The organism is Limnovirga soli, from assembly GCF_013106755.1.
GTDB classification, from domain to species: domain Bacteria; phylum Bacteroidota; class Bacteroidia; order Chitinophagales; family Chitinophagaceae; genus Limnovirga; species Limnovirga soli.
Window position 1 is genome coordinate 103,700 of the sequence record NZ_WHPF01000007.1, and the last position, 14,859, is coordinate 118,558.

Annotated in this window: 15 protein-coding genes; 7 read left to right on the forward strand and 8 right to left on the reverse strand. The window is 41.3% G+C overall.

Annotated elements, in window-relative coordinates:
• Positions 1-17: 17 nt before the first annotated feature.
• The gene (locus tag GD597_RS11030) at positions 18-509 is read left to right on the forward strand and encodes a YkgJ family cysteine cluster protein (protein ID WP_171607917.1); all 492 of its coding nucleotides are present in this window, start codon (positions 18-20) and stop codon (positions 507-509) included.
• 141 nt (positions 510-650) lie between these two features.
• Here the strand turns inward: GD597_RS11030 and GD597_RS11035 are convergent, their stop codons facing one another.
• The 3 genes from GD597_RS11035 to tgt form a co-directional block, all read right to left on the reverse strand.
• On the reverse strand, positions 651-1,976 hold the full coding sequence (locus GD597_RS11035) for a citrate (Si)-synthase, eukaryotic (RefSeq protein ID WP_171607918.1): 1,326 nt from the start codon (positions 1,974-1,976) through the stop codon (positions 651-653).
• Positions 1,977-2,286: 310 nt separating this feature from the next.
• Positions 2,287-3,378 carry an LptF/LptG family permease gene (locus tag GD597_RS11040; protein ID WP_171607919.1) on the reverse strand — a complete coding sequence of 364 codons (1,092 nt, stop codon included), beginning with the start codon at positions 3,376-3,378 and terminating at the stop codon, positions 2,287-2,289.
• A 71-nt stretch (positions 3,379-3,449) separates the two neighbouring features.
• Positions 3,450-4,589: a tRNA guanosine(34) transglycosylase Tgt gene (gene tgt / locus GD597_RS11045; RefSeq protein ID WP_171607920.1), complete on the reverse strand. Its 1,140-nt coding sequence runs from the start codon at positions 4,587-4,589 to the stop codon at positions 3,450-3,452.
• Between the two features lie 324 nt (positions 4,590-4,913).
• Between tgt and GD597_RS11050 the strand changes: the two genes are divergently transcribed.
• A complete protein-coding gene (locus GD597_RS11050; protein ID WP_171607921.1) occupies positions 4,914-5,219 on the forward strand; it encodes a hypothetical protein in 306 nt (101 codons plus the stop codon).
• Positions 5,220-5,419: 200 nt separating this feature from the next.
• Here the strand turns inward: GD597_RS11050 and GD597_RS11055 are convergent, their stop codons facing one another.
• From GD597_RS11055 to GD597_RS11070, 4 genes are all read right to left on the reverse strand, one after another.
• Positions 5,420-6,427, reverse strand: coding sequence for a VWA domain-containing protein (locus GD597_RS11055; protein WP_171607922.1), 1,008 nt, complete (start codon positions 6,425-6,427; stop codon positions 5,420-5,422).
• Positions 6,420-7,328 carry a hypothetical protein gene (locus GD597_RS11060; RefSeq protein ID WP_171607923.1) on the reverse strand — a complete coding sequence of 303 codons (909 nt, stop codon included), beginning with the start codon at positions 7,326-7,328 and terminating at the stop codon, positions 6,420-6,422. The genes GD597_RS11055 and GD597_RS11060 overlap by 8 nt, the downstream gene beginning before the upstream one ends.
• Before the next feature lie 65 nt (positions 7,329-7,393).
• On the reverse strand, positions 7,394-8,323 hold the full coding sequence (locus tag GD597_RS11065) for a DUF58 domain-containing protein (RefSeq protein WP_171607924.1): 930 nt from the start codon (positions 8,321-8,323) through the stop codon (positions 7,394-7,396).
• A 110-nt stretch (positions 8,324-8,433) separates the two neighbouring features.
• Positions 8,434-9,432, reverse strand: a complete 999-nt coding sequence (locus GD597_RS11070) for an AAA family ATPase (protein ID WP_171607925.1) — start codon at positions 9,430-9,432, stop codon at positions 8,434-8,436.
• Between the two features lie 108 nt (positions 9,433-9,540).
• Here GD597_RS11070 and GD597_RS11075 point away from each other — a divergent pair, with 108 nt between their 5' ends.
• The 3 genes from GD597_RS11075 (at position 9,541) to ubiE (ending at position 12,165) form a co-directional block, all read left to right on the forward strand.
• Positions 9,541-9,678, forward strand: a complete 138-nt coding sequence (locus GD597_RS11075) for a hypothetical protein (RefSeq protein WP_171607926.1) — start codon at positions 9,541-9,543, stop codon at positions 9,676-9,678.
• 104 nt (positions 9,679-9,782) lie between these two features.
• Positions 9,783-11,240: an alpha-L-fucosidase gene (locus tag GD597_RS11080; RefSeq protein ID WP_216368570.1), complete on the forward strand. Its 1,458-nt coding sequence runs from the start codon at positions 9,783-9,785 to the stop codon at positions 11,238-11,240.
• 178 nt (positions 11,241-11,418) lie between these two features.
• Complete coding sequence (gene ubiE, locus GD597_RS11085; protein ID WP_171607927.1) at positions 11,419-12,165, forward strand: bifunctional demethylmenaquinone methyltransferase/2-methoxy-6-polyprenyl-1,4-benzoquinol methylase UbiE; 747 nt, start codon at positions 11,419-11,421, stop codon at positions 12,163-12,165.
• 18 nt (positions 12,166-12,183) lie between these two features.
• On the opposite strand, the gene GD597_RS11090 is transcribed toward ubiE, so the two are convergent.
• Entirely contained in the window at positions 12,184-12,498 is a 315-nt protein-coding gene (locus GD597_RS11090) for a hypothetical protein (RefSeq protein WP_171607928.1), read from the reverse strand.
• 604 nt (positions 12,499-13,102) lie between these two features.
• On the opposite strand from GD597_RS11090, the gene porT reads away from it, so the two are divergent.
• Together porT and GD597_RS11100 are read left to right on the forward strand one after the other, a co-directional pair.
• Positions 13,103-13,852, forward strand: a complete 750-nt coding sequence (porT, locus tag GD597_RS11095) for a type IX secretion/gliding motility protein PorT/SprT (protein WP_171607929.1) — start codon at positions 13,103-13,105, stop codon at positions 13,850-13,852.
• A gap of 299 nt (positions 13,853-14,151) precedes the next feature.
• A complete protein-coding gene (locus GD597_RS11100) occupies positions 14,152-14,835 on the forward strand; it encodes an HAD family hydrolase (RefSeq protein ID WP_171607930.1) in 684 nt (227 codons plus the stop codon).
• The last annotated feature ends 24 nt before the right edge of the window (positions 14,836-14,859 follow it).

Here is a 14,859-nt window from a genome sequence, read left to right on the forward strand (position 1 = left end):
TTATCTTGCCGACCTGCATGATAACAGATCTTAACACCATAGCCGGTTTAGCCATTGCCAACGAAACAGCCAATAACCATTTAAAAGCCATATTGCTGGCCATGGATAGCGATGCGGTGGATGCCACTGTGGTTGATTTACAGGCCACCATTACCCCACAGATAGATTGTACCCAATGTGGCAATTGCTGCCGCAGCCTGATGATAAATGTAGAAAAGACGGATGCGGAAAGACTGGCCCAGCATTTACAGCTTAGTACTCAGCAGGTATACGAACGTTATATTGAAACCTCATCGCAGGGTAGCCTGGCGGTTATGAACACTATTCCCTGCCATTTTTTATGCGATAATAAATGCACTGTTTACGCAGCCAGGCCAGCAGAATGCCGTGAATTTCCTGGTCTGGAAGCACCTGATTTTACTAAAAGGCTGTTTGCCACTTTTATGCACTATGGCCGCTGCCCCATTATTTTTAATGTAATTGAAGGGTTAAAAACCGCCGTTTTGTAATAAGCATTTACCGGCTGTTTTGATGCCATACCACCCAGGCCCTTAAGTGTGCGACGCAAGTAAAGTTCCCCTTTTTGTATTGCCGGGCCCACAAAAAAAATGCCCCTCGAAAGGAGCATTTTATATATAGTTGTAAGCAAATTATGCTTCCCAAATTTCATCCTGACCGGCAATCCACATTTTAACTGAATCGGTGGTAACACTTTTTGGCCTTTCCAGCGGAAAGCCCAGGGCCCTATCCCAAATTAGACTGGCCAATACACCCAATGCACGGCTTACAGCAAATAAAACGGTATAAAATTCATATTCTACCAGGCCATAATGCACCAGCAATGCACCGCTATGCGCATCTACATTGGGCCATGGGTTTTTAATTTTACCCAGCGATTGTAAAATTGGTGGCACGGTTTCATAAATTTTCCAAACGGTGTTTACCAGTTTATCATCGGGCATATGCTTTTTACCAAATTCCATTTGGGCGGTAAAGCGCGGATCTGTTTTGCGTAAAACGGCGTGGCCATAACCGGGTACTACTTTACCACTGGTAAGGGTTTTTTGCACGTAAGCGGCAATTTGCTCGGTAGTGGGATCATCTGTACCCAGCTCTTCCTGCATTTCAAAAATCCATTTAATCACCTCCTGATTAGCCAGACCATGTAAAGGGCCGGCCAAACCATTCATACCTGCAGCATAGGCCAAATATGGATCGCTAAGTGCAGAACCTACCAGATGGGTGGTGTGCGCACTAACATTACCCCCTTCATGATCGGCATGAATGGTCATATATAAGCGCATTAATTCCCTGAAACTATGGTCGTCAAAACCCATCATATGGGCCAGGTTACCTGCCCAATCTAACATACCATTTGGGTGAATATGTTCGCTGTTTTTATATTTACGGCGGTAGATATAAGCGGCAATACGTGGTAAACGGGCAATTAAAATAAGTGTATCGTCAAAAGCTGCATCCCAGTAGTCTTTTTTATTCATGCCTTCAGCATAGCGCTTGGTAAAAGAGCTTTCTGTTTGCAAAGCCATAACACCTACCACATACATGGTCATAGGGTGTGTAGTAATAGGCAAAGCATCAATGGCATCAAAAACATGGTTGGGTACATGGCTGCGTCTTTGTAAAATGGCAGTTACATGGGCCACATCTTCGTCTGTAGGCAATTCACCCATCAGCATCAGATAAAATAGGCCTTCTGGTAAGGGCTCGCTTCCGTTTTGGGCGGTAGGTAGTTTTTCTTTTAATTCGGGAATAGTATGTCCCCTGAAACGAATCCCTTCCTGTGCATCTAATAAACTGGTTTCTGTAACAAGGCCGGTAATGCCACGCATACCCTGGTACACCTGCGATAAAGTTACTTCGCCAATTTTCCTGGTTCCATACTCCTTCAGCAATTCTTTAATTTCAGCACTTGCTATATCGGCTTTCGCTTTAAAACGGTCTTTTATTAAATCCATCGCATATATTTTTGAAAGTAATGATTGCTGGTGTATAACAACAGTTTATTGCAACAGTTTATATTTTGTACCAAGCATTAGTTTTTTACTCATCTGCATTTGCGTCGCACTCTTGTACGGCAACAATTCTATTCAGCAAACAACCCAACTGCAGAAAAAAGTACCTTGATTTTTAGCCTTTTATAAACGAGCGCCGTAAAGATAAAACAAGTTGGCCTTGAAAATCAAAACAACAAACAAATTTTGCGCAGCCATAAACATAATGCCAGCAGCACCAAATACATGGCTAGCTATTAGCCCGATAATTACATTATTTAGGTGCTTTCCTATACAGATAAATGGCCACAAAAACAAAAACCAAATCTGGTATCCATGCCGCTATAACAGGTGGCAAATTACCCTTGGTACTAAAAATGGTAGAAAAGCGGTCCATTAATATAAAGGCCGAAGCCAGCATAAACCCAATGGCAATATGGGCGCCGCTACCACCCCTTACTTTTTTAAAAGCCACAATAGCGCCAATAAGCGATAAAATCAACACCGCCACAGGAGTAGCAAAACGCCGGTATTTTTCTACCAGCAAGCCATTCAGGTCCTCCGAGCCGCGTAAGGTTTCCAGTTGAATAAAATCATTTAGTTCGGGTGTCGTAAGTTTGTCTTTGGCATAGGTATCGTGGCTAAGATCAAAAGGTTTAAAGTTAAAGCGCAGGTCTTTGCGATTGGTAATGCTAACTTTTTCATCCATCGCTTTAATATTGCGTTCTACTACTTCGGTAAAAATCCATTTTTTTATGGCCGTATCCCAGCGTATCGATTCTGAGCGCATATTGTATACCAGCTCATTGTTTTTTATACGGTGCATAAAAAATGGCCCACCCGATTTTGAGCCCGTATCATAATTTCTAATGCCTGCATAGGTAAAAGAATCAATCCTAAAATAAATGCTGCGGTTTTGCCTAAGTAGTGGGTTATAGGTAGAATTGCCATTTACATACCGGGCTTCAAAAGTGGTTCTTATTTCGTTGGCGCGGGGTACCAGGTAATTGGCTGCCAGCATCGATATAATCGCCAGTGTAATACCGCCAACCCAATAGGGGCGTAACATGCGGTTAAAAGTAGTGCCACTGGCCAAAATGGCAATCATTTCGCTTTGAATGGCCATTTTTGAAGTAAAGAAAATCACGGCAATAAATACAAACAAAGGAAACAACAATGCAATTATATAGGGCACAAAGCCAATATAATACTGCATAATTATCTGACCGCCGCTTAAGCCCGACGAAACAAAATCATCTGTTTTTTCGCTGATATCTACGGCAACGGCAATTACGGTAAATAGAAAAATGGCAAAGAAAAAGGTAGTAAGAAATTTTTTAAGTATGTACCAGTCAAGTTTCTTCATTGCCCGTAAACCCCATCACAGGGCATTTATTGATATTTTTCAAAAATAAAGTAAAACTTGTTGCAATCTTGTTATAAACGTTGTTTGATTTTATCTGTCATGCCTGTTTTCCAGCTGGCATAATCGCCGGCAATAATGTGCTGCCGGGCCTGCCCCACCAACCACAAATAAAATGACAGGTTTTGGATAGAAGCAATTTGCAGTCCCAAAATTTCCCCCGCCACAAACAAATGCCTTAAATAGGCTTTAGAGTAAAAATTGCTGGTGGCACAAGGCATACCCGCATCAATTACCGAAAAATCGGTAGCCCATTTTTTATTTTTAATATTAAGTACGCCTTCGGTGGTAAAAATCATTCCATTACGGCCATTGCGGGTGGGCATTACACAATCAAACATATCAATGCCCAGGCTAATACATTCCAGCAAATCCCAGGGGGTACCCACGCCCATCAGGTAACGCGGTTTATTTGCGGGCAGGTTTTCGGCACAAAGGGCGGCAAATTCATACATCATGTCAATGGGTTCTCCTACGCTTAAACCGCCAATGGCATTACCGGCCGCTTCTTTCGAGGCAATATATTCGCAGGATTGTTTACGTAAATCGGGGAAAGTACTACCCTGCACAATAGGAAACAGGTTTTGTGTATACCCATATTTATCCGGCGTTTCGGCCAGCCGGGCAAAACAGCGGTCCAGCCAGCGGTGGGTTAATGCCATACTTTTTTTAGCGTAGGCATATTCACTGGGGTAGGGCGGACATTCATCAAAAGCCATAATAATATCTGCGCCAATACTGCGCTGTATATCCATCACATTTTCGGGCGAAAACAAGTGCCGGCTGCCATCAATATGCGATTGAAACACCACGCCTTCCTCTTTAATTTTACGGTTGGCGGCCAAAGAAAATACCTGGTAACCACCGCTATCCGTAAGTATGGGTTTATGCCAGCCGTTAAAAGCATGTAAACCACCAGCGGCTTCCAGCACTTGGGTGCCGGGTCTTAAATAGAGGTGATAGGTATTGCCCAAAATAATTTGTGCCCGCACTTCCTCCTGCAGTTGTTGCTGGGTAACCGCTTTTACCGAACCTACCGTACCCACGGGCATAAAAATGGGTGTTTCAATGGCGCCATGATCGGTTTGAATGATGCCGGCCCGGGCTTTACTATGGGTATCGGTATGTGCTAGTGTAAAACTAAGTGCTGCCATAAACATTGCCTTTTAAAAGGGCCGCAAAGATAAGCGGCTTTGGCTATTATAGCTAAGTGAACCATATAGCATATGGCAACAGCAGACCAATGGCAAGTTGCAGGTAATCAACTATTAGGTACCCGGCAATCGTTTATTTAATGAGGCTTTACTTGCGTCGCACTCTTGTGCGGTTAGATACTTTGGGCAACAGGAAATTAGATTGCATTTGTTAAGTTGCCATTTGATGTATTTTAGAATATTGGTCTTTAATATTCCTATTCTTTTAGGGACGGCTGTTTAGTTCGGTTATTTTTGAGTTTGCTAATTTTAAAACCACCTCATATGGCATTAGATTTTCATAGGCTTGATAATAATGAGCATTTGTTTGGACTTGGCGATAAAACGCTGCATGATTTATCTGATATTTTTGAAACATTTACACATTGGACAGGACTGATTATTGACCCATATGGAGATTTAAAACTATCGACAGAAAATCAGCAAACTATCATTGCGATTATTGAGAAATACATTGAAGCGACAGACCTAAATAAAGACAAAGTAAAGACATCAAATATTTTGGAATTCAAAGGTCTTTTAAAGTATTTCGTAAAAAACAAAATTGACTTAGAATTGCTTGGAGATTAATATAAAGTTACAGCTAGTATAAAATCCTAAGTGCGCAATTTTTAACCTAAAAGTTAGCTCCGCTTTTATTGATTGTTGTCCTACAAAGTTTCCCTTCAGGACATGCTGTGGTAAAAGCCCAATAAAGTTATCACTGCACAAGAGTGCGACGCAAGCGGTGATGCCCATTGTTGTATTGTTGGGTTCACAAAAAACTAGCTTTAAGGGAACTTTTTAAAATAGGTATAGCGCAATATCATTTCGAGCAATAGCAATGCAATGGCGCTGATGATCCAGGGTAAAAACTGGTTGGTATAATGGTTATAGGTGGTGAGTGTAATGCTTGTTTTTTCTAACTGGTTAATGCTGTCGTAAATTTTTTGCAGTGCCTCATTATCTGTTGCGTGAAAATACTGTGCGCCGGTGGCCTGGGCCATTTGCTGTAACAGGCCTTCGTTAAATTCAAGCTTGCGTTTTTGGGTAAGCTTGCCAACAGGAGATTCTACCACTTCGCTTATTTCTTTATCGCTGCCCACGCCAACAGTGTACACTTTTATATTATATTGCTGTGCCATTTGCATGGCAATATCCGGTGGCACACTGCCACCCACATCTACACCATCTGTAAGCAACACCACAATTTTAGAAGCAGATTTGCTGGTGCGTAACCTGTCCACACAAGTGGCCAGCCCCGAGCCGATGGCGGTGCCTTCTTCCTGCAGGTAACCACTTTCTATATTATTAATCTGCGATAGAACGGTATTATGATCGGTAGTAACGGGGCATAAGGTAAAACTAACGCCACTAAAAATAACCACGCCAATTCTGTCGCCGGGGCGTTGTGTTACAAAGTTGGTGGCTACGGCTTTGGCTGCTTCCAACCGGGTGGGTTTAAAATCGGTAGCCGTCATACTGCCGCTGATATCAAAACAAAGCACAATATCTATGCCTTCGCCATTGGTTTGTTGTGCAGTAAATTTTAAACGGGGCATGGCCATGGCTACAATAAGCAAAACCACTGCCACGCTTCGTAAAAAAAATGGCAGGTGCAATAAGGATGTTTTGATGCTTTTGGTTTGCTGTATAAAAAAAGTGGTGGTAACCAACATGGCAGCCTGGCCTTTTTTAAAGCGGCGCAGGTATTCATATATCCATACGGGCACCAGCAGCAATAAACCTAGTACCCAAGGGTAAGCAAACTCTATATGTTGTAACCATTGACTAAGCATGTTGCGGTATTTGCTTTTTTATATTGTCAAGATACTGAATGGTATGGATGGCGGTGGTAATAGTGGTTTGCTGCTGTTCATCGGCGGGAATGTATTTGGCAAATTTTACAATATCGGCCAGTCGCAGCAATTGGTAAAAAGCAGTACGATGTTGTTGTGGCTGCAGATAAACACCCAATAATACCATTAACTCATCGCTGGTAGCTTGTTGGGATTTTATACCCAATTGCAACATAATATACTGCCGGCAAATACTGGTAAGTGCCGTGTAAAAATCCGCATGGCCCTGTTGTATGGGTAATTGTTGTTGCAATGCGTATAATTGCGAAAGTGCCTGTTCTAATGCATGCACAGGTACTGCTTTTGCCGCGGTAATTTTTTTGCCCCCATATTTTTTAAAGAGCCACCAAGCTACTAATGCCAAGAGTATAATTGAGGCAGCAATAATGGCATATAACAGATAATCTGGCTGTACGGGCACATCAATAATTTCTTTGATATCGTGGTAATTTACCAGTGAATCTACATTCACGGGTAATACGTCAATAAGTATAGAATCGGTTAGCAGGTTTTGTATACTGCCATTGTTTTTTTGCACCAGCGAAACGGACAATGCCGGCAATACCCATTGGCCGGAATCGAATGAAGTAATGGCTATTTGTTGCAGATAGCTGGTGGTGCCATTTACTTCCACCGTATCAATAGGTTTGCGCACTGAAACCTGGAGGTGATTAAAGGTATCGTTAATAACAAACCACTGGTTTATTGCGGTAGTGGCTGTTGCAACATTTTCGAGTTTTAGGTTAAGCGTAATTTGCTCGCCGAGTAAAATCTTTTTTCTGTCAACAGTTGCTATTGCATTTTGTGCCACCACACTTGTAGGGCATATGGCTGCACTCATGAGCAACAGGCTGATGAGAAGACACCATTTTTGAAAAATATGTTTGGTATATGCAGATGGGTACACTATGCTCTTTTTTGAAAAAACTCCTGTAATTTTTTTACATAATCTTCGCCGGTAGCCAGTTGCATTAAATCGGCCCCTGATTTTCTAAACACATTGCGGGCATCATCCAGTATTTGAACAAACTGGTGGTTATAGCGGTGCCGGGTAAAGGCATCGCTGGTATTTAACCAAACCATTTGACCAGATTCTGCATCGCGTACCTGTAGTAAACCAATATCGGGTAATTGCTCATCTCTGGCATCATATACCTGCACCCCAATAATATCGTGCCTTTTGGCAGCTACCCGTAATATATCCTGGTAACCGGCATCGGCAAAATCGCTTAAGAGAAATACAATACTTTTATGTTTGGTAATACTGTTTAAGAATTGTACGGCTTTAGATATATCGGTTTGTGCCGAATGTGGCTGGTGGGTAATTAATTCTCTTACCATATACAGCGCATGATCTTTGCCTTTTTTGGCGGGTATATATTTTTCTACCTTATCGCTAAAAAGGATAAGTCCGGTTTTATCGTTATTGCTATTGGCCGAAAAAGCCAGTACGGCGCACATTTCGGTAATAAGATCTTTTTTGGTTTGTTGATGCGTGCCAAATAAACTGCTGGCACTAACATCTACAAGCAGGTATACACTCAGCTCTCTTTCTTCTTCAAATAGTTTACTGTAGGTATGGCCCATGCGGGCAGATACATTCCATTCTATAAACCGTATATCATCGCCGGGCTGGTATTCCCTTACTTCTTTAAAAGCCATACCACGGCCTTTAAAGGCAGTATGGTATTCGCCGGTAAATAGGTGGTTGGTAAGGCGTTTACTTTTTATTTCCAGTGCACGTACTTTTTTTAGCAGGGCAGCCAAATCTGTTGCGGTAGTATTTTCTACCGGGGCAGGTATGGGTGCTGATTTTTTTTTGCCAAAGAATTTCATGCTGTTTGTTATACGGTATTTGCTGCCCTATTTGCGGAACGTACAAGTGTGCGACGCAAGCGGTGTTTAATTATTATACTGTTGCCCGGTACATATACCCTGTTATGTAGTTAGGGTACCAATACGGTTTTTAAAATATCGTCTATAATTCTTTCTGCGCTTATGTTTTCGGCTTCGGCTTCGTAGGTAAGGCCAATACGGTGGCGCATTACATCCTTACAAATGGCTTTAACATCGTCGGGAATTACAAAGCCGCGCTGCTGCATAAAAGCATAGGCTTTGGCGGCCATAGCCAGGTTAATACTACCCCTGGGCGATGCACCATAACTAATCATAGATTTTAATTTACCCAGGTTGTATTGATCGGGGAAGCGGGTGGCAAAAACAAGATCTATAATGTATTGCTCTATTTTTTCATCCATATACACCTGTTTTACCAGTTCACGTGCATGCAGTATTTCTGCTGCGCTGGCAACGGTATTTATTTCGGCAGGTTTTTGCTGTGCCACCTGCTGGCGTATAATTAGTTGTTCTTCTTTTTTGGATGGGTAGCCAATAATTACTTTTAGCATAAAGCGGTCTACCTGTGCTTCGGGTAAGGGGTAGGTGCCTTCCTGCTCCAGCGGGTTTTGGGTAGCCAATACCAGAAAGGGCTCTTCCAGTGTATAGGTGGTATCGCCAATAGTTACCTGTTTTTCCTGCATGGCTTCCAGCAGGGCGCTTTGTACTTTGGCGGGGGCACGGTTAATTTCATCAGCCAGAATAAAATTGGCAAATATGGGGCCTTTACGCACCATAAATTCGTTGCGTGACTGGTTGTAAATCATGGAGCCCACTACATCGGCCGGCAATAAATCGGGTGTAAACTGTATACGGCTAAATTTGCCATGCAGGGCCTGTGCCAAGGATTTAATGGTTAAGGTTTTTGCCAGTCCGGGTACACCTTCCAGTAATACGTGGCCATTGCATAATAAGCCCACCAGCAAACTATCTACCATATGTAATTGCCCAACCAATACTTTCGAAAGCTCGTTACGTAGCCGTCCTACAAAGCCAGATGCCTGTACAATTTCTTCGTTAAGCCTTTTTATATCTTCTGCTGTTTGCATTTGCGTTGTTATTGTTGCCAAAATACAAAGTAAATTCTGTGTTGGTCAAAGAAAAAATATTGTGCAAATATTAACCAAGAATTATGCCGCTTATGCAACTTGATTTTTATGACACAGAAGCCGGTAATGCTATTAAGCGCCGCTTGCGTCGCATTACGTTCATCGTTCCTCTTTTATGGCGGCAAAAAAAGAGGGAAGCTATCAAAAATCCCTACTTTATTACCCATACCTAAAATAAAGGGTTAAATCGCATTTTTGTGCCGGCGCTCAATTATCTTTAATTCAGTGTTTTGCATAGAGTTTGCAATACAAAATAAATAAATCAGTAACCATCTAATAATTAATACCATATGAAAATTGCAGTTAGGTTGTTTATGTTTTGTTGGGTGTTTGTAACCATTGGCAGCCATACTTCATTGTTAGCTCAAAACCGTTACCAGTCTACCTGGGAATCGTTAAAAGAATACCAAACACCCGATTGGTTTAAGGATGCCAAGTTTGGCATTTTTATTCATTGGGGTGTATATTCAGTGCCCGCATTTAAAAGTGAATGGTACCCACGGTTAATGTATCAACCCGGTACCGATGAATTTAAACACCATGCAGCCACTTATGGCACGCAGGATAAGTTTGGCTATAAAGACTTTATTCCACAGTTTAAAGCAGAAAAATTTGATGCGGATGCATGGGCTACTTTGTTTAAAAAAGCCGGTGCTAAATATGTGGTACCCGTTGCAGAACACCATGATGGTTTTGCGATGTATAAAACAGCCCTGTCTAAATGGAATGCTGCAGAAATGGGGCCTGGGAGGGATATTATTGGGTTGCTAAGTACGGCTATTCGTAAGCAGGAAATGGTGTTTGGCTTATCCTCTCACCGCATAGAACATTGGTTTTTTATGAATGGTGGCCGCAGTTTTAATTCGGATGTGAACGACCCAACATATGCCGATTTTTATGGCCCTGCCCGGGAAGAAAATGAAACACCGTCTCCGGAATATATGAACGACTGGTTAATGCGTTGTACAGAGCTGGTAAATAAATATCAGCCACAGTTGTTTTGGTTTGATTGGTGGATTGAGCAACCCGCTATGGACCCCTACCGCAAAACATTTGCCTCCTACTATTATAATAAAGGGCTGGAATGGAATAAAGGGGTGGTATTAAATTACAAGAATGTAAGTTACCCCGATGGTGCTGCGGTGTTGGATATTGAGAGGGGCAAACTTACCGGTATCAGGCTTTTGCCCTGGCAAACAGATGATGCGGTGGGTTTTAAGTCTTGGGGTTATATACCCAACGAGGAATATAAATCTGCCAAATACCTGATTACCAACCTGATTGATATTGTTAGTAAAAACGGTAACCTATTATTAAATATTGGTCCAAAGGCTGATGGCACAATTCCAGAGGAGCAGCAACAATTGCTGTTATCCATGGGCAAATGGCTGGATGTAAATGGGGAAGCCATTTATGGCACCCGCCCCTGGAAAATTTTTGGTGAAGGCCCTACAGAAGTAATTGGCGGCTCGTTTGGTGATGCAAAGATGAAACCGTTTACTGCACAGGATATACGGTTTACTACAAAAGACAAAAATCTGTATGCCATAACGCTTGATATACCAACAGCGCCGATAGCTATCCAATCTTTGTCATTACAAGCCAATAATGGCATAGTTGCAAAGGTGGAATTGGTAGGCAGTACAGAAAAAGTAGTATGGCAGCAAAAAGCAGATGCGTTGATAATACAGGCAGCCAAACAATACCCCAGTGTAAACGCGGCCACCTATAAAATAAGTTTTAAATAGGCATTTGGGTTTTTAAAGCTGCATAGTGTGGTGCCGTACAAGAGTGCGACGCAAGCAGGTTTCATATTTATTTTTTGCCAGGCCAAACCACTGTATTGTTATAAACGGCGCTTATTGAAATGAAAGCCGCTTATACAAAACTTTGGCAAGCATTTGTTATTTGTATCTTTGCGGGCCTATGGCAAAATATGCACATGATGAGATAGTTCCTTACAACGAAAGTGAACTGGAGAAGAAAGAGCAGGTGGCTAAAATGTTTGACAGCATTGCTTTTCGCTACGATTTTTTAAACCGCTTTTTAAGTGCGGGCATTGATGTACGCTGGCGCAAAAAAGCCATTGCGCAGCTAAAAGCATTACAACCCAAAACAGTGTTGGATGTAGCTACAGGTACAGCTGATGTGGCATTAATGACGTTTGATGCCCTGCACCCCGATAAAATTGTGGGTATAGATATTTCGGATGGTATGCTGGATTTGGGCCGCAAAAAAATTGCCAAACGTAATTTGCAACATGTTATTGAATTGCAGAATGGTGATAGCGAAACCATTCATTTTCCTGATAATTCTTTTGATGCGGTTACCGTAGCATTTGGAGTACGCAATTTTCAACACCTGGAAAAGGGACTTGGCGAAATGTTGCGTATTTTAAAACCCGGAGGCAAGCTGGTAGTGCTGGAGTTTTCGAAACCCAAACAAACCGCTTTTAAAGCGTTCTATAACTTTTACATGAAGGTTATTGCACCAGGTGCAGGCAGTATTGTGGCTAACAATAAGGAAGCTTATGCCTACCTGAATAATTCTGTACAGGCCTTCCCTGAAAGAGAACAATTTACGGCTTTGCTTGAAAGTACCGGTTACACCAATATTTATTTCAAACCCCTTACCATGGGCATTTGCTGTATTTACTGCGGAAGCAAAAAATAAATACTGGCTACAGTATACCTAAGCAGTTTGCTTAACCTGCGAGTACATATGCGAAATATCAGCCTGGCAGGCTTTGGGCTTTTCCAGGTGTTTTTCCAGTTCTGTTACAAGTGCAGCAAGCATTGCGGGCTCTTTTAATTCGCCTTGAATATGTTTCCAGGTAAGTGGCCTGTCTAACTCAATAGCCACCAATAAAGGGCGGTTATTTTGTAATAACACTGAAAAGCCTTCTCCAAAAACATGAATTTGTTCAATCTGATAACTTGCGTAGATTACCTCAGCGGTAAGCATATTGTTCTTTGCACGACCGGGGATGTTAATTAACCATTTCATAGCTGTAAATTTTAAATAGTAACGTAGAAAACTTCAATGGCGATTAGAAAGTTTTATTAAATATTTGATAATGTTGTTTATCACCTATTAAAAACCGCCCGAAGCATCAGTTAATAAATGCGCTAATTGTGCCGCTTTACAAACTATTGAATATGTTGGTTCTTTAAGGTGTTTAGGGGGTATTACCTGCTTTGGCTGGTAATACATTGTGTAATTATTATTACAACACAAAGTAACAAAGCCCCTGGCTGTAGTGGTGTAGTATACAAATAGCTTCTTTGCTACAGCAACACACCCTTATTTATGTAGATATTCTTCTACACTATGCATTAAATAATTACTTGATAAATCATTGTTTATTAATAGTTTAGACATTAAATCATTGGCATTAAAACGCCCAGATTATGTATTTAAACAACATATGTTAGGTTACAGCCTGCCAATGGCGCTGGCGGTATGCTCTTTTAAAGCTTTATCTTTCGCCTGAAAATAAACGCCACCATTTAACGTTATACTACGGCAAAGTGTATTTTTTGAACAATATGGGCCGGCAAACCCGCTTTAGGTAGCAGGTGAATGTCCCCAAAGTATAAGCTTAATATAAATGACTGATAAGAAGCCATCTGCCTCATTTAATTTTTTATATAACAAACGGTTGGTGTTAATGCTGGCGGCATTGGTATGGGTTACCGCTGCCCAAGCCCAGTTAAGGGAAATTAACCGCAGCAATCACGACGACTTACCTTATTATTTTGGTATTTATCTGGCCTATAATTCTACTTCGCTGCACCCCGATAAAAGCACCAAATTTATACAGGACGATAGTGTACTTACCGCCGAACCAGGTGCAACCGGTGGTGTGGCATTGGGCTTTTTGGCAACTTTTAAAATAGCCGAACACTGGGAGTTCAGGCTTAACCCCAATTTAATTATTGGTGGCGCCAAACCTTTTACCTATACGCTTAAAAACCCTGCTTTGGGCGAAAGTCTTTTGCAAAAAAAATCTTTGCCTTCTTCTATTTTCACCTTCCCTGCACAGATTAAATTTAACTCAGACAGAATTGACAATTTTAGGGTATACATGTTATTTGATGCCTATATAGCCAGCGATTTAATGGCCAATGCCGGCAACCGCAATGCCGAAGATTTGATTAAATTAAAGAAAAATGATTTTGGATTAGAAACCGGTATAGGATTTAATTTTTACTTACGTTTTGTAACCTTATCTCCCGAGTTAAAATTCTCGTATGGTCTTTCCAACCTGCATGCACGTGACCCCAACCTTAAATACTCCAGCGTGTTTGATAAACTGCAGTCACGCATGATTACTTTTTCCATCAATATAGAGCAATAAGTATATAAGGGTTACCGGCTGTAACTCCTGATGCGGCTTTACTTGCGTCGCATTACGTTCATCGTTCGGTACTTTGTGCAGTTGTATTTATATGGCTGTTTATGGCCGCCCAATGTTGCGCCGTACAAGTGTGCGACGCAAGTAAAGCTGCTGTTATTGCATTTTGCCTGGCTCCAAGAATAAGCACGCATTAATAAATTATTGCTGTACATTTTAAGTAATCTGTTTCATGTTACTTAATTAAAGCCATCGCTATTATTTACTTAACCTTATTACATTTACAGTCATAATACTAGAATATGCCTGTTAAAGTAATAGCTTTTGATGCCGATGATACACTTTGGGTAAATGAACCCTATTTTCAGGAAACCGAAAACAAATTTTGCGCATTGCTGGAAGACTATATTCCGCACCACACCGTTTCGCAGGAATTATTTAAAACCGAAATTGCCAACCTGAGCTTATATGGCTACGGGGTAAAAGGTTTTATGTTATCCATGATTGAAACGGCTTTAACTGTATCGTCAAAAACAATTAGTCTGGATGTAATTGAGAAAACCATTGCATATGGTAAAGAGCTGTTAGAAAAACCCATTGAATTACTGGATGGGGTAGAGCATGTATTGTCCAGTCTAACAAATAAATACCGGCTGGTAGTAGCCACAAAAGGCGATTTACTTGATCAGGAACGCAAGCTAAAAAAATCGGGACTGGAGCATTATTTTCACCACATAGAAATTATGAGCGAAAAACATACGTCGGATTACAGTAAACTGATAAAACATTTAGACATAGACCCATCCGAATTTTTAATGATTGGCAATTCCTTAAAATCGGATATTTTACCGGTGTTGCAATTGGGTGGCCACGCAATACATATTCCCTATCACACTACCTGGGCACACGAGAAAGTGGAAAACAAGGTAGAGCATGCCAACTTTAAACAGGTGGCCGGCATGGCAGAAATACTGGCTTTTGTATAAACATTCTTGATTTAAGATGATTAG